The 17,841-nt window shown below is 68.7% G+C and carries 17 protein-coding genes and 1 tRNA gene; 10 read left to right on the forward strand and 8 right to left on the reverse strand.

Annotation, left to right across the window (positions count from 1 at the left end):
• The first annotated feature begins 115 nt into the window (after positions 1 to 115).
• The 4 genes from accD (at position 116) to ACLJK8_RS10850 (ending at position 5,092) form a co-directional block, all read left to right on the forward strand.
• Positions 116 to 1,051 carry an acetyl-CoA carboxylase, carboxyltransferase subunit beta gene (gene accD / locus ACLJK8_RS10835; RefSeq protein WP_413150279.1) on the forward strand — a complete coding sequence of 312 codons (936 nt, stop codon included), beginning with the start codon at positions 116 to 118 and terminating at the stop codon, positions 1,049 to 1,051.
• Positions 1,052 to 1,067: 16 nt separating this feature from the next.
• Positions 1,068 to 2,357 carry a bifunctional folylpolyglutamate synthase/dihydrofolate synthase gene (locus ACLJK8_RS10840; RefSeq protein ID WP_413150280.1) on the forward strand — a complete coding sequence of 430 codons (1,290 nt, stop codon included), beginning with the start codon at positions 1,068 to 1,070 and terminating at the stop codon, positions 2,355 to 2,357.
• A 349-nt stretch (positions 2,358 to 2,706) separates the two neighbouring features.
• On the forward strand, positions 2,707 to 4,440 hold the full coding sequence (ilvD, locus tag ACLJK8_RS10845) for a dihydroxy-acid dehydratase (protein ID WP_413150281.1): 1,734 nt from the start codon (positions 2,707 to 2,709) through the stop codon (positions 4,438 to 4,440).
• Positions 4,427 to 5,092 carry a hypothetical protein gene (locus ACLJK8_RS10850; RefSeq protein ID WP_413150282.1) on the forward strand — a complete coding sequence of 222 codons (666 nt, stop codon included), beginning with the start codon at positions 4,427 to 4,429 and terminating at the stop codon, positions 5,090 to 5,092. The genes ilvD and ACLJK8_RS10850 overlap by 14 nt, the downstream gene beginning before the upstream one ends.
• A 22-nt stretch (positions 5,093 to 5,114) precedes the next feature.
• On the opposite strand, the gene pip is transcribed toward ACLJK8_RS10850, so the two are convergent.
• A complete protein-coding gene (pip, locus tag ACLJK8_RS10855; RefSeq protein WP_413150283.1) occupies positions 5,115 to 6,110 on the reverse strand; it encodes a prolyl aminopeptidase in 996 nt (331 codons plus the stop codon).
• A 54-nt stretch (positions 6,111 to 6,164) separates the two neighbouring features.
• Between pip and ubiG the strand changes: the two genes are divergently transcribed.
• Positions 6,165 to 6,920, forward strand: a complete 756-nt coding sequence (gene ubiG / locus ACLJK8_RS10860; RefSeq protein ID WP_413150284.1) for a bifunctional 2-polyprenyl-6-hydroxyphenol methylase/3-demethylubiquinol 3-O-methyltransferase UbiG — start codon at positions 6,165 to 6,167, stop codon at positions 6,918 to 6,920.
• 21 nt (positions 6,921 to 6,941) lie between these two features.
• On the opposite strand, the gene ACLJK8_RS10865 is transcribed toward ubiG, so the two are convergent.
• Positions 6,942 to 7,025: transfer RNA gene (locus ACLJK8_RS10865), tRNA-Leu, on the reverse strand.
• Positions 7,026 to 7,236: 211 nt separating this feature from the next.
• Positions 7,237 to 8,238, reverse strand: a complete 1,002-nt coding sequence (gene gap, locus ACLJK8_RS10870) for a type I glyceraldehyde-3-phosphate dehydrogenase (RefSeq protein ID WP_413150285.1) — start codon at positions 8,236 to 8,238, stop codon at positions 7,237 to 7,239.
• A 525-nt stretch (positions 8,239 to 8,763) separates the two neighbouring features.
• Between gap and ACLJK8_RS10875 the strand changes: the two genes are divergently transcribed.
• The 3 genes from ACLJK8_RS10875 to ACLJK8_RS10885 all read left to right on the forward strand — a co-directional run bounded on the left by ACLJK8_RS10875 (position 8,764) and on the right by ACLJK8_RS10885 (position 11,266).
• Positions 8,764 to 9,543 (forward strand): DeoR/GlpR family DNA-binding transcription regulator, encoded by a 780-nt coding sequence (locus tag ACLJK8_RS10875; RefSeq protein ID WP_413150286.1) that lies wholly within the window; start codon positions 8,764 to 8,766, stop codon positions 9,541 to 9,543.
• Between the two features lie 118 nt (positions 9,544 to 9,661).
• A complete protein-coding gene (locus ACLJK8_RS10880; protein ID WP_413150287.1) occupies positions 9,662 to 10,486 on the forward strand; it encodes an NAD-dependent epimerase/dehydratase family protein in 825 nt (274 codons plus the stop codon).
• Positions 10,487 to 10,570: 84 nt separating this feature from the next.
• Complete coding sequence (locus tag ACLJK8_RS10885; protein WP_413150288.1) at positions 10,571 to 11,266, forward strand: GNAT family N-acetyltransferase; 696 nt, start codon at positions 10,571 to 10,573, stop codon at positions 11,264 to 11,266.
• Positions 11,267 to 11,270: 4 nt separating this feature from the next.
• Here the strand turns inward: ACLJK8_RS10885 and ACLJK8_RS10890 are convergent, their stop codons facing one another.
• The 3 genes from ACLJK8_RS10890 to ACLJK8_RS10900 form a co-directional block, all read right to left on the reverse strand.
• Positions 11,271 to 12,182, reverse strand: a complete 912-nt coding sequence (locus ACLJK8_RS10890; RefSeq protein WP_413150289.1) for a LysR family transcriptional regulator — start codon at positions 12,180 to 12,182, stop codon at positions 11,271 to 11,273.
• A gap of 90 nt (positions 12,183 to 12,272) precedes the next feature.
• Positions 12,273 to 12,854, reverse strand: coding sequence for a lytic transglycosylase (locus ACLJK8_RS10895; RefSeq protein WP_413150290.1), 582 nt, complete (start codon positions 12,852 to 12,854; stop codon positions 12,273 to 12,275).
• Positions 12,855 to 12,970: 116 nt separating this feature from the next.
• A complete protein-coding gene (locus ACLJK8_RS10900; protein ID WP_413150291.1) occupies positions 12,971 to 13,852 on the reverse strand; it encodes an AEC family transporter in 882 nt (293 codons plus the stop codon).
• 128 nt (positions 13,853 to 13,980) lie between these two features.
• Between ACLJK8_RS10900 and hspQ the strand changes: the two genes are divergently transcribed.
• On the forward strand, positions 13,981 to 14,310 hold the full coding sequence (hspQ, locus tag ACLJK8_RS10905) for a heat shock protein HspQ (RefSeq protein WP_413150292.1): 330 nt from the start codon (positions 13,981 to 13,983) through the stop codon (positions 14,308 to 14,310).
• Between the two features lie 175 nt (positions 14,311 to 14,485).
• On the opposite strand, the gene ACLJK8_RS10910 is transcribed toward hspQ, so the two are convergent.
• Positions 14,486 to 15,610: an alanine racemase gene (locus ACLJK8_RS10910; protein ID WP_413150293.1), complete on the reverse strand. Its 1,125-nt coding sequence runs from the start codon at positions 15,608 to 15,610 to the stop codon at positions 14,486 to 14,488.
• Between the two features lie 26 nt (positions 15,611 to 15,636).
• A complete protein-coding gene (locus ACLJK8_RS10915; protein ID WP_413150294.1) occupies positions 15,637 to 17,238 on the reverse strand; it encodes a gamma-glutamyltransferase family protein in 1,602 nt (533 codons plus the stop codon).
• Between the two features lie 188 nt (positions 17,239 to 17,426).
• Here ACLJK8_RS10915 and ACLJK8_RS10920 point away from each other — a divergent pair, with 188 nt between their 5' ends.
• Positions 17,427 to 17,765, forward strand: a complete 339-nt coding sequence (locus ACLJK8_RS10920; RefSeq protein ID WP_413150325.1) for a DUF2794 domain-containing protein — start codon at positions 17,427 to 17,429, stop codon at positions 17,763 to 17,765.
• Positions 17,766 to 17,841: the final 76 nt, after the last annotated feature.

Consider the following 17,841-nt stretch of genomic DNA (forward strand, 5'->3'; position numbering starts at 1 on the left):
AAATTTATCAATGCGCTACCCGATGCGTCGGCACGCCGGACTCGGCGACGATTGCAATCGCGCCCCGCCGAGAATATCTAGGCCCGGGATCGACGAGGGAGGATCTGGTCGCGCCATGAGCTGGATATCCAACTATGTCCGCCCGAAGATCAACTCGCTCTTCGCCCGGCGCGAGGTTCCCGAGAACCTCTGGGTGAAATGCGACGGCTGCGGAACCATGCTGTTCCATCGCGAACTCGGCGACAATCTGAACGTCTGCCCGAACTGCGGCTATCACATGGCGATCAGCCCCCGGGAGCGGTTCCGGGATCTGTTCGACGGTGGCGTCTTCGTGGAGATCAGCGTCCCGAAGCCCATCGCCGATCCACTGGCCTTCAAGGATCAGAAGAAATACCCCGACCGGCTGCGCGAGGCGCGCAAGAAGACCGGCGAGGAAGACGCGATGCTCGTCGCCGAGGGTGAGATCGGCCGGCTGAAGACGGTCTGCGTCGGGCAGGATTTCGCCTTCATGGGCGGATCGATGGGCATGTATGTCGGGAATGCGATCATCGCCGGCGCCGAGCGGGCGGTGAAGCGCAAATGTCCGATGGTGCTCTTCGCCGCCGCGGGCGGCGCGCGGATGCAGGAAGGTATCCTGAGCCTCATGCAGATGCCGCGCGCGACCGTCGCGGCGCAGATGCTGAAGGAGGCCGGGCTGCCCTATATCGTCGTGCTGACCGATCCGACAACGGGCGGCGTCACGGCGAGCTATGCGATGCTCGGCGATGTGCAGATCGCGGAACCCGGCGCGCTCATCTGTTTCGCGGGCCCGCGGGTGATCGAACAGACGATCCGCGAGACGCTGCCCGAGGGATTCCAGCGGTCGGAATACCTGCTCGATCACGGGATGCTCGACATGGTGGTCCGGCGCGCCGACATGCGCGGCGTTCTGACGCGGCTCTTGCGCCTTCTCACCAATCAGCCGCCCGCGGTTCTCGGCGAGCTTTCGGTCGCGCCCGCCGAAGTCCCGGCCGCCGAAGGCGCTCCCGCCGGGGCGAGCGCGCAATCCTGAGCTCGGGCACGCGCGCATGACCGAGTGGAAGACGGAAGCGCCCGGTTCCGACCGGGTGCTCGAGCGTCTGATGACGCTGCATCCGAAGATCATCGACCTGACGCTCGGCAGGATCGAGCGGCTCCTCGCAGCGCTTGGTCATCCGGAGCATCGCCTGCCGCCCGTGATCCATGTCGCGGGCACCAATGGCAAGGGCTCGACGCTCGCGATGATCCGGGCCGGGCTGGAAGCCGAGGGGAAGACGGTCCACGTCTATACCTCGCCGCATCTCGCGCGCTTCCATGAACGCGTGCGCGTGACGGGCGAACTGATCGGCGAGGACGCGCTGATCGCGCTGCTGGAACGCTGCGAGGCGGCGAACGGCGGGGAGCCGATCACCTTCTTCGAGATCACCACCGCCGCCGCGCTGCTCGCCTTCGCCGAGATGCCGGCCGATTACACGCTGCTCGAGGTCGGGCTCGGCGGGCGGCTCGATGCCACCAACGTGATCGCGCGGCCCGCCGTCACCGTCATCACGCCGGTCTCGATCGACCATCAGCAGTATCTGGGCGACACGCTCGCCGAGATCGCGGGCGAGAAGGCCGGGATTCTGAAATCCGGCGTGACGGGCGTGATCGGACCACAGGAGGCCCAGGCGATCGACGCGATCGAGCTGCGGGCAGAGGCGGTCGGCGCGCCGCTCGCCGTCGCGAACCGCGACTGGCAGGTCTGGGAGGAGCGGGGCCGGATCGCATATCTCGACGAACGTGGGCTTCTCGACCTGCCCCGGCCGAATCTCATCGGCGCGCATCAGGTGACGAACGCCGGCGCCGCGCTCGCGACCCTGCGGCGGCTCGGGGTGTCCGACGCCGGCTGCGAGGCCGCGGTGACCCGGGCCGAATGGCCAGCCCGCCTGCAGCGGCTGCGCCGCGGGCCGCTCGTCGACATCGCCGGTCCCTGCGAGCTCTGGCTCGACGGCGGGCACAATCCCGCCGCCGGGGAGGCGCTGGCCGAGGCGCTGCGGCGGCTGCCCGCCCGGCCGCTCCATCTGGTGACCGGGATGCTGAACACGAAGGATGTCGCGGGCTTCCTGCGCCCGCTCGCGGCGCTCGCCACCGATCTGCGCGGCGTCGGCATTCCGGGGGAGGCGGCGACGCTCTCGGCCAGGGAAACCGTCGCCGCGGCGCGGGGCGTCGGCATGAAGGCGGAGCCCGCCGCCGATGTCGCCGCCGCGATCGCGGCGATCCGCGCCGACGACTCCGACGCGCGCATCCTCATCTGCGGCTCGCTCTATCTCGCCGGCCGCGTGCTGCGCGAAAACGGCTGACCAGAAGAAAGAAAAAGGCCGGGCAGGGGGCGCCCGGCCAGTGGGGGAGGAACCGCCGCCGGTCCCTGCCAAGAAGATCCGGCGGCCCCCAGTAACGCTAAGGGCTACAGAGCCCCGCGCCACATTCCATTCAGATTAATCTATCTCGATCTACCCTCCGCGGCGGAACTAGCCAAACACAATAAATTACAGATCATGTACACACCTTACGATTGCAAATTTTGACGTTTTTATGGCGATCGGTCAAGCGAAAGCCATATGTTCGGGGTGCGGCACTCCCGCGCAGCTTGCGAAGGCCAGGCCGAGCACCTACGAAACCGTCAAGCCAAACTTCCGGAGGAACCGACCGATGGACGCGCCAAAATTCGACAAGAGCAGGCTGCCGAGCCGCCATGTGACCGAGGGCCCGGCGCGCGCGCCCCACCGCAGCTACCTCTATGCGATGGGTATCTCCGAGGCCGAGATCCACCAGCCGCTCGTCGGTGTCGCCACCTGCTGGAACGAGGCCGCGCCCTGCAACATCGCGCTGAATCGCCAGGCCCAGGCGGCGAAGCTCGGCGTCAAGCAGGCGCTCGGCACACCGCGCGAATTCACGACGATCACCGTGACCGACGGCATGGCGATGGGGCACGAAGGGATGCGCGCCTCGCTCGCCTCGCGCGATGCGATCGCCGACACGGTGGAACTGACGATGCGCGGCCATTGCTACGACGCGCTCGTGGGTCTCGCGGGCTGCGACAAGAGCCTGCCGGGGATGATGATGGCGATGGTCCGCCTCAACGTGCCCTCGGTCTTCATCTACGGTGGCTCGATCCTGCCGGGCAAGCTCAACGGTCGCGACGTGGTGGTTCAGGACGTGTTCGAGGCGGTCGGCAAGCATCAGGCCGGCCAGATGTCCGACGCCGAACTCGACATCATCGAACGGATCGCCTGCCCCTCGGCGGGTGCCTGCGGCGGGCAATATACCGCGAACACGATGGCCTGCGTCTCCGAGGCGATCGGCCTCGCGCTCTTCAATTCCTCCGGCGCCCCCGCGCCCTACGAGAGCCGCGACCAGTACGCGGTGGCGAGCGGTCTCGCGGTGATGACCCTGCTTGAAAAGGGCATTCGCGCGCGGGACGTGGTGACGCGCGAGGCGCTTGAAAACGCCGCCCGCGTCGTCGCCTGCACCGGCGGATCGACGAATGGCGGGCTGCACCTGCCCGCGATCGCGCATGAGGCGGGGATCGACTTCACGCTCCAGGATGTCTGCGACATCTTCCGCGACACGCCCTATTTCGTGAACCTGCGTCCGGGCGGCGAATATGTCGCGAAGGATCTCTACGAGGCGGGCGGCGTTCCGGTCGTGCTCAAGGAACTCCGCAAGGCGGGCCTCCTGCACGAAGACTGCCTGACCGCGAGCGGCCGGACCATGGGCGAGGAACTCGACCTCGTGCGGGGCGAGCCGGACGGGAAGGTGATCTATCCGGTCGAGACCCCGATCTCGAAGACCGGCGGCGTCGTCGGGCTCTCAGGCAATCTCGCGCCCGAAGGGGCCATCGTGAAGGTCGCCGGCATGTCGCCCGCCGAGCAGGTCTTCACCGGCCCGGCCCGCGTCTTCGACTGCGAGGAGGACGCGTTCGAGGCGGTGCAGAAGCGCCAGTACAGGGAGGGCGAGGTGATCGTCATCCGCAACGAGGGGCCGACCGGCGGGCCGGGCATGCGCGAGATGCTCTCGACCACCGCCGCGCTCTCGGGCCAGGGCATGGGCAAGAAGGTCGCGCTCATCACCGATGGCCGCTTCTCGGGCGCGACCCGCGGCTTCTGCGTCGGCCATGTCGGGCCGGAGGCGGCGAAGTGCGGGCCGATCGCGCTGCTCCGCGACGGGGACGTGATCACGCTCGACGCGGTCAGGGGCGAGATCTCGGTCGCGCTCTCCGACGCGGATCTGGAGGAGCGGCGCAGGGACTGGAAAGGTCCGCGCGACACGATCTACGCGAGCGGCGCGCTCTGGAAATACGCCCAGCTGGTCGGCCCGACCTATCTCGGCGCGGTCACCCATCCGGGCGCGAAGGCGGAAAAGCACATCTATGCGGATCTCTGAGATCGCGGCCATCGCGGCCCTGCCGCTGCTCGCGGCCTGCGCCGGGCTGGGAATTTCCGGCTCGGCGCCCAACCAGACCACGGTGACGGCGGGCGGGCAGCGCGTCACGATCCTTGCGCCGGCCGGCTTCTGTATCGATCGCAGCAGCACCAGCGTCACCTCCGCCGGCGCCTTCGTGCTCGTCAGCGATTGCCAGCTGCTCTCGCCATCCCGTGCGATGGACCCGACGGGCGCCGGGGCGGTGGAGGACGAGCGGGAGCCGATCGGGGCCGCGCTGACCGCGAGCCTGTCGCCCACCGGTCTCGGCGAGGCCGGTCCCGCGACCAATTCCCTGAGCGATCTCGCACGTTACGCGCGGACGCCCGAGGGACTGGCGATGATCGGGCGCGGCGGACGGAGCCAGGGCGTGCGCCTGCTCGAAAGCGCCGAACGCGACGGCGTGCTCTATCTCCATGTCGAAGATCGCGGGCCCGGGCCGATCCCGGGACTCGAGCCGCGCTACTGGCGGGCGTTCTTCGAGGTCAACGGGCGGCTGACCGCCGTGTCGCAGCTTGGCTTCGCCGGTTCAGGCATCGACCGGCAGAGCGGGCTCAACCTCGTCTCGGCCTTCGTGCAGGCGATCCGGGCGGCGAACCCGGCACCGGCGGGCTGAGACCTGGCCGCCCTCGGCTCCGTCAGCGCCCGCCGCCACCCTTGCCGTCCCGAAGCTGATCCATGATCGAGACAAGTTCCGCGCTGATCCCCGGCTCGGAGAGCGCATGGCCCGCGGTCGGGATCATCCGGAGATGCGAGCCGGGCCAGGCGCGGTGCAACGCATGGGCGGTGCGCGGCGGGCAGATCATGTCGTAGCGGCCCTGGACGATGTAGCCCGGGACCTCGGCGATTCGCTTCATGTTCCGCGTGATGTGGTCGTCGCCGTCGAGGAAACCGCCGTTGACGAAATAGTGATTCTCCAGCCGGGCGAAGGCGAGCGCGTAGGCGCCCGAGGGCGATCCCCTGCCCTCGCCGGGGTCGAGCACCGCGAGCGCGCTTTCCCAGCCCGCCCAGGCCCGCGCGAACCGCGCCTGCTCCACGCCATCCCCGGAGAAGAGCCGGCGGTGATAGGCGGCGATCAGATCCGAGCGTTCCTCCCGCGGCACCATGCCGGCGAAGGCCGTCCATTGCTCCGGCCAGAAGGCGCCGGCGCCGCCGCCGTAGAACCAGTCGAGCTCGGATTGCGTCATGGTGAAGACGCCGCGCAGCACCAGCGCCGCCGCCCGGTCCGGATGCGCCTGCGCGTAGACGAGCGCGAGGCAGGCGCCCCAGGACCCGCCGAACACGATCCAGCGGTCGATGCCGCAGGCCTCGCGAATCCGCTCGATATCCGCGACGAGATCCCAGGTCGTGTTGTTCTCGACATTCGCCGAGGGTTGCGAGCGCCCGCAACCGCGCTGATCGAAGAGGATCACCCGGTAGTGCGCGGGGTCGAAGAAGCGGCGCATGCCGGGCGAACATCCGCCCCCCGGTCCGCCGTGCAGGACGACGACCGGAACTCCATCGGGCTTGCCGCATTGCTCCACATAGAGCCGGTGCCCGCCGGGCATTTCCATGACCTGCTGGCGGAAAGGCTCGATGGGCGCGTAAAGGCCGCCACGCTGGCCGGTACCGCCAGGGTTCAGGTTTTCTTTCATGGGCGTGTTGAAATATATCCCGTCAAGGCTCTGGGATCATCGCAGGTTGGAAAGATGAGTGCAACGCCCTCCGGGGACACGGTCGACCCGACGGAGGTCGCCAAGTTCGAGGCCATGGCGGCGGAATGGTGGGACCCCACCGGCAAGTTCAGACCGCTGCACATGATGAACCCCTGCCGGCTCGATTACGTGATCGCGCAGATCGCGGCGCAGTTCGGGCGCGACCCGAAGGCGGAGCGTCCCTTCGCTGGATTGCGCCTTCTCGACATCGGCTGCGGCGGCGGCCTGCTGAGCGAGCCGATGGCGCGGCTCGGCGCGGAGGTGACGGGCGCCGACGCCGCGGCGGGCAACATTCCCGTCGCGCGGGTGCACGCGGAACAGTCGGGGCTCGCGATCGACTATCGCCACGCGACCGCGGAGGCGCTGGCCGAGGCCGGGGAGCGGTTCGATGTCGTCCTGAACATGGAAGTGGTCGAGCATGTCGCCGATCCGCCCGCCTATCTCGGCGCCTGCCACGACCTGCTGCGGCCGGGCGGGCTGATGATCTGCTCCACGATCAACCGCAACCCGATGAGCTACGCCGTCGCCATTCTCGGCGCCGAACATGTGATGCGCTGGCTGCCGAAGGGTACGCATGACTGGCGCAAGTTCCTGACGCCCGACGAGCTTCGCGCGTTGATCGCGGGCGCGGGCCTCACGCCCGTGGACGCCAAGGGCTTCGTCTTTAACCCGCTGAGCCGGAGCTGGAGCATCTCGGACCGCGACCTGTCGGTCAACTACGTCACCGCGAGCATCCGGGAGGCCGGCTGAACCGCTCGCCGCGACCCCTTCTGGTGCGGGCGGTCGGAGTCGAACCGACACGCCTTGCGGCGGGGGTGTTTGAGACCCCTGCGTCTACCATTCCGCCACGCCCGCGACCCCGTTCCGAGACCCGAGGCGCCGGAACGGCCGCACCCTATGCGCGGGCGGGAGGCAAGTCCAGCGGTTCCGGCCCGACCCGCCGCGCGGTCGCGCCGGCTGCCCTTTCCCCGCGTTTGGAGGCGCGCTGAACGACGAAGGGCCGCGCCAGTCGGCACGGCCCTTCCGGATCGGAGGCGAAGCGGGCGTCGCGCCCGCTCCCGGTTGTTCAGATCAGCTTGCCCATCGCGACGGCGGTGTCGGCCATCCGGTTCGAGAAGCCCCATTCATTGTCGTACCAGGTCAGGATGCGGACCATGGTGCCGTCCATGACCTTGGTCTGGTCCATGTGGAAGATCGACGAATGGCTGTCGTGGTTGAAGTCCGAGGAGACGAGCGGCTCGGTCGTGTAGCCGAGGATGCCGTCGAGCTCGCCATCGGCGGCTTCCTTGATCGCCGCGTTCACTTCCTCGACCGAGGTCGCCTTCTTCGCGATGAAGACGAGGTCCACCACCGAGACGTTCGGCGTCGGCACGCGGATCGCCACGCCGTCGAGCTTGCCATTGAGCTGCGGCAGGACGAGCCCCACCGCCTTGGCGGCGCCGGTCGAGGTCGGGATCATCGAGAGCGCCGCGGCGCGGGCCCGGTAGAGATCCTTGTGCATCGTGTCGAGCGTCGGCTGGTCGCCGGTGTAGCTGTGGATCGTGGTCATGAAGCCCTTCTCGATCCCGATGGCCTTGTCGAGCACATAGGCGACGGGCGAGAGGCAGTTCGTCGTGCAGGAGGCGTTGGAGACGACGAGATCGTCCTTGGTCAGCGCCTTGTCGTTCACGCCGAAGACGATGGTCTTGTCGGCGCCCGAGGACGGGGCGGAGACGAGGACGCGCTTGGAGCCGTTCTCCAGGTGGATCTTCGCCTTCTCCTTGTCGGTGAAGATGCCGGTGCACTCCATCGCGATGTCGACGTCGCCCCAGGGCAGTTCCTTCGGGTCGCGGATCGCGGTGACCTTGATCGGACCGCGACCAACGTCGATCGAGTCGCCGGTCACGGTGACGGTGCCCGGGAAGCGCCCGTGAACCGAATCGTAGCGGATGAGATGGGCGTTCGTCTCGACCGGGCCGAGATCGTTGATGGCGACCACCTCGATATCGGTCCGGCCGGACTCGATGATCGCGCGCAGAACATTGCGCCCGATGCGCCCGAAGCCGTTGATTGCAACCTTGACCGTCATGTTTCCTCTTCCCTCGCCTGGGGGCGCTTAACCAGAACGCGGCCGGCGGCGTCGCACCAGCCCGCGTATTCGCTCTCGCGCCGGTCCTCCGGCCTCCCGGGCTCGAAGCGCTGTTCGAGAGCCCCGGGACGCCGCGAATTCGGCGGCTTCCGGATACAGTCCCGCGCGCCTCCCCGCAAGTCATCCCGCCCCGGGGCAAGGTCGTCTCGATCACCTCCGGCCGACTGGCCTCGGCGCCGGGCACATCCGCGAGACCCTGCCCGGCGAAAGCCGCATGCCCTCGCCCCGGGTGCGCCGCATATCGCACCGCGACGGATCGCCTCCACGCCCGCGCCGCGGCGCAGCTCCGCGCCTTGGGCCTCTTCCCGGCCCGATTGACGGCGAGGCAGCGCGCCGCCATGCTCCGGGAACCGGACAATTTCATGGGACGCGGCCGCGATTTCGGGTCGCGCCCCTCGCTCCGCCGTCACGCTTGTATGAAGCTCCGCCGCGAATTATGACAGGTCGAGCAACCGCCGAGACGCCATGGCCCAGAACTTTCGCCACTCCGAGATCCTGACCATCGCCCGCGACGCCGGCAAGGTCACGGTGGAGGGGCTCGCGGCGCATTTCAACGTCACCGCGCAGACGATCCGGCGCGATCTCGCCGAACTCTGCGACGTGGGCCAGCTCACCCGCGTCCATGGCGGAGCGATGATCCCCTCCGGCGTGATCGCGCTCGGCTACGAGGACCGGCGCAGCCTCGCCTCGGTCGAGAAGGACGAGATCGCGCGGATGGTGGCGGAGCAGATCCCGGACGGGGTCTCGATCTTCATGAACATCGGCACGACGACGGAGGCCGTCGCCCGCGCGCTCCTGAAGCACCGCAACCTCATGGTGATCACCAACAACCTCAATGTCGCCAACATCCTCGCGACGAGCCCGAATTCCGAGGTGATCGTCGCCGGCGGCATCCTGCGCCGTGCCGACGGGGCGCTGGTCGGCGATGTGACGGCGGAATTCATCGGCCAGTTCAAGGTCGATTACGCGATCATCGGCTCGGCCGCGGTCGACCCGGACGGCTCGCTGCTTGACTACGACTTCCGCGAGGTCCGTGTGGCCCAGGCGATCATCAAGAACGCGCGCAAGAGCTTCCTCGTCGCCGACCATACCAAGTTCAAGATGGCGGCCCCGGTCCGCATCGCAAGCCTCGCCGATCTCAACGGTTTCTTCACCGATGTCGCGCCGCCGAAATCCATCGTGCAGCTTTGCGCGGACAACGACGTCTTCATCCGCACCGTCGAAAGCTCCGCGCGGGGGCGCTGATCGCCGGGAGCCACCACCTCCGGGGCACCCGGGCGACTTCCCCGCCACGAACCCTATCATCCGGACCCGTTTTGTGCTCCGCTGCCCCTCGGCAGGAACCGGCGAGGAGGACGGAGCCATGACCAAGGACTGCGGCCGGGAGTTCGAGCGCATCCTGATCACCGGCGCCGCCGGCAATCTGGGCGATCATCTGCGCCGGGGGCTCGGCCATCTCGCGAACCGGCTGCGGCTGCTCGATGTCCGGCCCATGGGCGAGGCGCTGGAGAACGAGGAAATCGTCGAATGCGATCTCTCCGACCGCGCGCAGGCCTTCGCGGCGATCCGGGATTGCGACGCGATCGTTCATTTCGCCGGCCATCCGCGCGAGATGAGCTTCGACGAGATCCTGCGCGACACCCTGCCCGCCGCCTATAACGTCTATGAAGGCGCGCGGCAGTTCGGGGTCAAACGTGTCGTCTACGCCAGTTCGATCCACGCCGTCGGCTTCCATCCCGTCGAGGACGTGCCCGGTACGCGGGCTCGTCACCGCCCCGACACCTTCTACGGGCTGACCAAGACCTTCACCGAGGATCTCGCCAGCCTCTACTGGGACAAATGGGGGATCGAGAGCGTCTGCCTTCGGATCTGCTCCTGCTTTCCCGAGCCCACGGACCGGCGGATGCTCTGGAGCTGGCTCAGCTATTCCGACTGCGTGCGGCTGACCGAGGCGGCGCTGCTCGCGCCCCGGGTCGGCTTCTCGGTCATCTATGGCACGTCGGACAACGCGCGCGCCGCGGTCTCGAACGAGGGCGCGGGCCATATCGGCTTCCGCCCGAAGGACAGCGCCGACCATCACGCGCTCCGGGTCCTGACGCGTATCCGGCGCGAGGACCCCGGAAGCGTGGCGGCGCGGGTGGTCGGTGGCGGCTTCGCCGCGGCGCCGCATCCCGACGACGCGCGATAGGCTTCACGGGCGGCCGCCGGGCCCATGGCGGAAGCCGCCCGAACTCCCCCCGCGCGATCCGCGGGCGTTGTACGAGGACGACCGATGGACTACTTTTCGACGCTCGCGGCGACCTGGCCCGGAGTGACCGAGAGCCGGGAGGGCTGGACGCTGCGGCGCGCCACGGACGCGGGCAACCGCGTGTCCTCCGCCACGCGCGAAGACGCGCGCGCCGATCCCGAGGCCGCCGCGCGGGCCATGCGCGCGATGGGCCAGCCGCCGCTCTTCATGATCCGCGACGGCGAGGAGGATCTCGACTCCGCGCTGGGCGCTCTCGGCTATCTGCCCGAGGACCCGTCGGTGATCCTCGCCGCCCCGGCCGCCCAACTCCGGATCGAGGGCGCGGAGCGCGCCGTCATCCGCTGCGACGCGCCGCTCGCGCGGATGAGGGAGATCTGGCGGGAGAACGACATCGGCGCCGCCCGGCTCGAAGTGATGGAGCGCGCGTCGGAACCCAGAACCTTCCTGCTCGCACGCGACGGCGACCGCCCGGCGGGTTGCGCCTTCCTCGCCGCCGCCGGCGATGTCGCGATGATCCACGCGCTCGCGATCGCCCCCTTCGCGCGACGCAAGGGCCTCGGCACCCGCGCGACCCGGGCCGCGGCCGCCTGGGCGCTGGAGAACGGCGCGGCCGAGCTGGCGCTCGCCGTCCGCGAGGACAATGCCGCCGCGCTCGAACTCTACAGCCGCCTCGGTTTTGAAACCCGGGCGCGCTACCGGTACCGCCGCGCGCCGTCCTGACCGCTCAACCGGGCCAGTGGTCCGGCCCCAGGTCCTTGAAATGCTCGGCGAGGAAATCGATGAAGGCGCGGAGCTTCGGCTGGGCGAAGCGGCCCTCCGGATAGACGGCGAAGATGCCGAGCTTCTCGGCGCCCCGATCGGGCATCACCTCGACGAGCCTTCCCGCTTCGATCGCCTCGCAGATGATGAAACTCGGCAGCTGCGCGATGCCGAGCCCCATTTCCGCCGCCTTCATCAGCGAGTCGCCATTGTTCGCCGTCAGCCGCCCGCCGACCCGGATCTGCCGCTCCTCGCCCGAGGGACCGCGCAGGCGCCAGAAATTGCCGGTGGCGAGGTTGGAATAATGCAGGAGCTGGTGCCGGTGCAGGTCCTCGAGCGATCTGGGCTCCCCCATCCGCTCCAGATAGGCCGGCGCCGCGACGAGGCGGCGCGCGGTCTCGGCGAGCTTGCGCGCCTTCAGGGAACTGTCCTCCAGAACCCCGACCCGGACCGCGAGGTCGAAACCCTCGGCCACGATTTCGACGTAGCGGTCGTCGAGGACCATGTGCACATCCACATCCGGATAGGCCTGGAGGAAGCTCGCGATCGCGGGCGAGAGGTGCTTGACCCCGAAGCTCATCGGCGCGGAGATGCGGAGCGAGCCCTTGGGCGTCGCCTGCATCGCGGTCACCATCTCGTCGGCCTCCGCCGCGTCGGAGAGCACGGTGCGGGCCCGGTCGTAATAGGCGAGCCCGACCTCGGTCGGGCTGACGCGGCGGGTCGTCCGGTTCAGGAGCCGCACCGCGAGCCGCGCCTCGAGCGCCGAGACATGCTTGGAGATCGCCGATTTCGAGAGCCCCATCCTCCGCGCGGCCTCGGTGAAGCCACCGTGGTCAACGACCTGAACGAAGGCTTCCATCTCGGTCAGGCGATCCATTCCGATCCCCGAAATTGTTTCCGGAAGGAGAACATTAGGCTCCGGGTTCCGCCAGCGTCAACCGCGTTCACCGCCGGGAAGCCGCGAGGCTCACCGTCTCGGGCAGAGGCGAAGCTGGTTCTCGTAGACCCGTGCCCAGGTCTGCACGTCGCGGGCGACCGCGGGAAGCCAGGCCTTGCGCCGCCAGGTTCCCCGCGCATAGCCGGTCTTGCCTTCGTGATAGGCGAGATACTGGTTGTAGGCGTCATTGAGCGGGACGCCGTTCAGCCTGCTGTTGAGATTCATGTACCAGCCGATGAAATCGGAGGAATCGGCGAAATCCTCGCGATCCGCGCGGTGGCTGCCAGTGTCGCGCTGGTACCATTCCCAGGTTCCGTCCAGCGCCTGGCTGTAGCCATAGGCGCTCGATCGCGGAACCTGACGCGAGAAGATGCCGGAGCCGACGCGCTTCATCGGCTGGGCATCGTAGCGGAAGCTCGATTCGCGGGAGATCGTCGCAAGCTGGACCGAGACGGGAACGCCCCAGCGGGCCTGCGTCTCGTTCATCGCCGTGAACCAGTGAGGCCGCTCCTCCTGGATGCGGCAGGCGTCGGCGACCGTGCTCGGCGGAGCGTCGTGCCCGGAACACGATGACAAGATGAGTATCGCCGCGATGAAGGCGAAACGCCGCATTACGTGGAAACCTGCCCTACGATGACCGCTCGCGTGTCTTTTCGCACGTCTGGGCAGGAATATCGCAGCCGTTCCGCGTCTTTGCAAGCAAAAGCTCACCGGTGGGCCGGCCGCGCTCAGATGAAGAACACCAGCGTCGCCGGAATCGAGATGACGGAGATGAGCGTCGAGACGACCACGAGCCCCGCGACCTCGTCGGGCCGGGCGTCGTATTTCGCCGCGAGCATGTAGGAGGTCACCGCGACCGGCGTCGAGAGCTGCAGCACCATGACGCCGAGCGGCAAGCGCCCGAGGCCGAAGGCGAGCCCGACCGCGATCGGCACCGCGAGGCAGAGCGCGAGCTTGACGAGGCTCACCCAGAGGGCGAGGCCGAGCGAGCGCGGCCTCAGCCGCGAGATCGCAACGCCGAGTGTCAGCAGCATCAGCGGGATCGCCATCTGGCCCACGAGATCGACCGAATTGCCGAGCCAGACCGGGAGCTGCCAGTCCATCGCGAGGAAGATCGAGCCGAAAACGGTGCCCCATACCAGCGGCTCCCGGAAGGCGCGGCTCGGCGGCCCGCCCCCTGCGACGACCCAGACGCCGAAGGTGAAACTCAGGATCGCCATCACCGCGAAGACGATCACGGCGAGGTCGAAGCCCGCCTGACCGAAGGCGAAGAGCGCGATCGGCAGGCCGAGATTGCCGGTATTGCCGAAGGTGACCGGCCCCCAGTAGGTCGCGAGGTCGAGCCGGAGCACGCGCAGGCCGAACCAGGCGATCAGGCCGAGCACCGTATAGGCGACGAGGGAGGCGAGCACCGTATCGCGCAGGATCGCCGGATCGACGTTGGAGCGCATCAACGCCATGAAGATCAGGCACGGAACGGACAGGGTCATCGCGAGCCGGGTGACGAACTCGACATCGAAGTTCCAGCCCGCCCTGACCCAGGCGTAACCGATCCCCGCGAGAAGAAAGACCGGGGCCACGCTCTGGACGACCTGAAGAAAAATTGACATGTGCCGATCCGTCACGGAGTTGGGCGGTTGTTCACCACACCGGAGCTTGGCTCTCGGCCCATGTGGACACAAAGTCAACCGAAGGTTATGATGCGATGCGGCGTGTGAGGTATGGGGGGCCGTGGTAAATGTTGACAGCTTCGGCCAAATTCACTGTCGGGCAGGTGGTCCGCCACCGCGTCCACCCCTTCCGGGGCGTCATCTTCGACGTGGACCCGACCTTCAGCAATACCGATGAATGGTGGGAATCGATCCCGGAGGAGAACCGTCCGGACAAGAACCAGCCGTTCTATCATCTGCTCGCCGAGAACGAGACCTCCTACTACGTCGCCTATGTCTCCGAGCAGAACCTGGTTCGTGACGATTCGGGTGAGCCCGTCGACCATCCCGAAGTCGCCGAGATGTTCGGGCCGATGCTGGAAGGCGGGCATTACGGGATCGGGTCGCACCTTCACTGAGGGATCGCGGTCGGGCGCGGGCCTCCGGGAATCGCCTCGATCGGAGGGCGTGGGGCCGCGCCTCGTTCTCCCGTGTCCTCGGAGCGGCGGGTTCCGCTTCCGCTGCCTCAACCTCAGGGGCGCGCGGCTGCTTGGGCGGTCGCTTCGCCTTCCGCTCAGCTAACGCGATGGACCGTCACCATCCACCGAAACGCGGCCATTCGGCGATGATGTCCCCGGTCTCCGCTCCGATCACGTGGTACCGATCGTATTGCGCCCCGGTGGCGCAGGCATGGTTCGGCAGGACGCGAAGCCGCGTCCCGATCGACGGCATCGGCGGCTGCGCGGCGGTACCCGGGCGCGCGGCGACGATCCCGTGTTCCTGGTTCGCCGCGATCACGATCGTATCGCCGAACGGCTGACCGTCGAGGCCGAGCACGATGCCATACCCCTGATCCACCGCCTGGTTCGCCGTGCCCCGGTCACGCGACATCGCCATCCAGCCGGCGTCGGTGATCGTCCAGCCCTTGGCGGCCTGGTGGCCGATCACCTCCGTCAGAACCGACACGGCGATCTCCTCCGGCCCGCAGACGCCGACGCCGGCCTGGAACAGGTCGAAGAAGACGCTCACCCCGGCCCGGAACTCGGTCAGCCCCTCGAAGCTCTGCGCGGCGAGGAACGTGGGCGTGGAGCCCGCGCTCACCACCGGGCAGGGGAAGTCCATGCCACGCAGGATCGCCGCGGCGCCGGTGACGGCGAGCCTTTCGCCCTCGGCGGCGGCGCGCAGCGCCTCGCTGGAGCGCGCGTTGTAGCTCTCGCCGCCATGGGTCAGCACGCCGCGCGGACCGCCCGGCGGCAGCGCCCGCGCGATGGCGCCGAGGCGCTCCGCGTCGTCCGGCGCGACACCCGAGCGATGGCCATCGCAGTCGATCTCGATCAGCGCCGGAATCGCATCGCCGCGCGCCGCGATCGCCTCGGCCTGTTCCACGCTGTCGATGAGCACGGCGAGATCGCAGCCGCCGGCGCGGATCGCTGCCACCCGGTCGAGCTTGTCGGGCGCGATCCCCACCCCGTAGGTCAGGTCGGTCACCCCGGCGGCGGCGAATTCCTCGGCCTCGCGCAGCGTCGATACCATCGCCGGCCCCGCCGGCGAGATCATCAGCCGCCGCGCGACCTCGACGCATTTCGCGGTCTTCAGATGCGGCCGGAACGTCACGCCGGAGCCTTCGAGCCGCGCATGCAGCCGCGCGATGTTGCGGTTCATCCGCGCTTCATCGAGGAGCAGGCAGGGGGTCGGGACGGTCGCGAGTGTGGATGGCATGGTCTGTTTCCCGTCTGGTCGCCGATCTAGTAGCCGAGCGCGCAGCCATCCTTGCGCGGATCGCTGGCCCCGATCAACACATCGGCGTCGATGACGATCGCCTGCGCCCCGCCGATCGGTGTCTCGGCCCAGGCGACGCGGTGGCCGAGCCCGGTCAGCGCCTCGGCCACCTCGGCGGGATATCCGGTCTCGAGCGACAGCGTTCCGTCGTGACAGAACGCGCGGGGCGCATCGATCGCGGTCTGGATGTCGAGACCGTAGTCGATCACGTTCGACAGGAGCCTTGCATGGCCCGCCGCCTGGTAGGCGCCGCCCATGACGCCGAACGGCATCATGAGCCGTCCGTCGCGGCGCAACATGCCCGGAATGATCGTATGCATCGGCCGCTTGCCGCCCCGCGCCTCGTTCGGATGGCCGGGCGTGAGCGAGAAGCCGGCGCCCCGGTTGTGGAAGTTGATCCCGAACTTCGCCGAGGCGAGGCCGGAGCCGAAGGAATGGAAGATCGAGTAGATGAGCGAGACCGCCATCCGGTCCCTGTCGACCACGGTGATGTAGATCGTCTCGCGATGCACGCTGGCGGCGGCGATGGTCGCGAGGCCGGACTGGGCGCGTTCCGGATCGATGAGCGCGGCGAGACGGTCGGCGGTCTCCGCCGCCAAGAGATGCGCCAGCGCATCGCCGACGGTCTCGGGGTCCGAGATGTAGCGGTCGCGCGCGGCATAGGCGAGCCGGGTCGCCTCCGCCTCGACATGGGCGCGCATCGGCCCGAAGGACTCCATCGCCGCGAGATCGAAGCGTTCGAGGATCGCAAGCAGGAGCACCGCCGCGGCGCCCTGTCCGTTCGGCGGCAGTTCGACCAGTTCATGGCCCCGGTAGCCGCCCCGGATCGGCGTCACATAGTCCGATCGCGCCGCGGCGAAATCGTCGAGCGTATGCGCCCCGCCAAGCGCGGCGAGCGAGGCGACCATGTCCTCCGCGACCTCGCCCTCGTAGAAGCCCGCCCGGCCCTCGCGCGCGATCCGGCGCAGCACCTCCGCCTGCCCCGGGGCGCGGAAGATCTGCCCGGGCGCGGGCGGCTCGCCGTCGAGAAGGTAGAAATCGCGGGCGTCGCCGGTGAGGAGCCCCGCGGCGGCGGCCCAGTCGAGCGCGACCCGGGGTGCGACCGGGACGCCCTCGGTCGCATAGTGGATCGCGGGCGCGAGGCTTTCCTCGATCCCGAGCCGGCCATGATCGGCCGAGAGCCGGCAGAAGGCGTCGACGGCGCAGGGCACGGTGACCGCGGCCGGCGTATGCGTCGGCATGGTGAGATGGCCCGCGTCCCGCGGCGCATCGACATCGAGCCCCGCGGGCGCCCTGCCGGAACCGTTGAGGCCGATGATTTCCTCCGATCCGGCCGGCTTCACCAGCGCGAAGCAATCGCCGCCGATCCCGGTCATCTGCGGCTCGCAGATGCCGAGCAGCACCGCCGCGCCGATCGCCGCGTCGACCGCGTTCCCGCCGGAACGCAGGATGTCGATCGCCGTCGCGGAAGCGAGCGGATGCGAGGTGGCGCAGAGCCCGTTCGCCGCGAAGACCCTGGAGCGGCCGGGCGCCTGGAAGTCGCGGGCGAGGGGAATGGATCTCTTCATGCGGCGCTCCTCCGGCGAATCCGCGGCCGAGCGCCGCCTGGGCTGGAGCCGGATTGAAACGGGCCGGACGGGCGGAAGCAAGAGCAAGCTTCGCCCTTTGAGGGGCACGGCAAAGCCGCGGGCGCCAAAGGATGTCGCCCCGATGACGGCGCTTGCCAAACCCCCGCGGCGCCGCCATGCTCGCTGGCATGGCACAATTCGCGGATATGGCGACCCTCCCCACGCCCGGCGACCGGGTCAGCTTCCACCGTGTGGAATTGTCGGTGATCCTCGGCCTCTACGGACGGATGGTCGCGGCCGGGTTCTGGCGCGACTATGGCATCTCGATGTTGCGCGACGTCGCCGTCTTCTCGGTCTTCCGCCACACCGCCGAGCAACCGCTCTACCGAATCGAGAAACGCCCCAGGCTCGCCGCGCGACAAGGGCAGTACGCGGTGATCGGCCTCGACGGCCGCATCCTGAAGCGCGGCAACGACCTCGCCACGGTGTTGCGCATTCTCGACCGCAAGTTGATCCGGGCGGTGTAACAAAAATCCCGTCCCGATTAACCGTAGCGACGTTCGGATCGCGCCAACGGGCGCCGCGCGCGAAATAGTGCTTCGG

Origin of the sequence: Amaricoccus sp. W119, assembly GCF_047275745.1 — a bacterium.
Lineage (GTDB): Bacteria > Pseudomonadota > Alphaproteobacteria > Rhodobacterales > Rhodobacteraceae > Amaricoccus.

Coding starts and splice junctions, on each gene's coding strand:
- accD (WP_413150279.1), top strand. CDS start 116: ATGAGCTGGATATCCAACTATGTCCGCCCGAAGATCAACTCGCTCTTC.
- ACLJK8_RS10840 (WP_413150280.1), top strand. CDS start 1,068: ATGACCGAGTGGAAGACGGAAGCGCCCGGTTCCGACCGGGTGCTCGAG.
- ilvD (WP_413150281.1), top strand. CDS start 2,707: ATGGACGCGCCAAAATTCGACAAGAGCAGGCTGCCGAGCCGCCATGTG.
- ACLJK8_RS10850 (WP_413150282.1), top strand. CDS start 4,427: ATGCGGATCTCTGAGATCGCGGCCATCGCGGCCCTGCCGCTGCTCGCG.
- pip (WP_413150283.1), bottom strand. CDS start 6,110: ATGAAAGAAAACCTGAACCCTGGCGGTACCGGCCAGCGTGGCGGCCTT.
- ubiG (WP_413150284.1), top strand. CDS start 6,165: ATGAGTGCAACGCCCTCCGGGGACACGGTCGACCCGACGGAGGTCGCC.
- gap (WP_413150285.1), bottom strand. CDS start 8,238: ATGACGGTCAAGGTTGCAATCAACGGCTTCGGGCGCATCGGGCGCAAT.
- ACLJK8_RS10875 (WP_413150286.1), top strand. CDS start 8,764: ATGGCCCAGAACTTTCGCCACTCCGAGATCCTGACCATCGCCCGCGAC.
- ACLJK8_RS10880 (WP_413150287.1), top strand. CDS start 9,662: ATGACCAAGGACTGCGGCCGGGAGTTCGAGCGCATCCTGATCACCGGC.
- ACLJK8_RS10885 (WP_413150288.1), top strand. CDS start 10,571: ATGGACTACTTTTCGACGCTCGCGGCGACCTGGCCCGGAGTGACCGAG.
- ACLJK8_RS10890 (WP_413150289.1), bottom strand. CDS start 12,182: ATGGATCGCCTGACCGAGATGGAAGCCTTCGTTCAGGTCGTTGACCAC.
- ACLJK8_RS10895 (WP_413150290.1), bottom strand. CDS start 12,854: ATGCGGCGTTTCGCCTTCATCGCGGCGATACTCATCTTGTCATCGTGT.
- ACLJK8_RS10900 (WP_413150291.1), bottom strand. CDS start 13,852: ATGTCAATTTTTCTTCAGGTCGTCCAGAGCGTGGCCCCGGTCTTTCTT.
- hspQ (WP_413150292.1), top strand. CDS start 13,981: ATGTTGACAGCTTCGGCCAAATTCACTGTCGGGCAGGTGGTCCGCCAC.
- ACLJK8_RS10910 (WP_413150293.1), bottom strand. CDS start 15,610: ATGCCATCCACACTCGCGACCGTCCCGACCCCCTGCCTGCTCCTCGAT.
- ACLJK8_RS10915 (WP_413150294.1), bottom strand. CDS start 17,238: ATGAAGAGATCCATTCCCCTCGCCCGCGACTTCCAGGCGCCCGGCCGC.
- ACLJK8_RS10920 (WP_413150325.1), top strand. CDS start 17,427: ATGGCACAATTCGCGGATATGGCGACCCTCCCCACGCCCGGCGACCGG.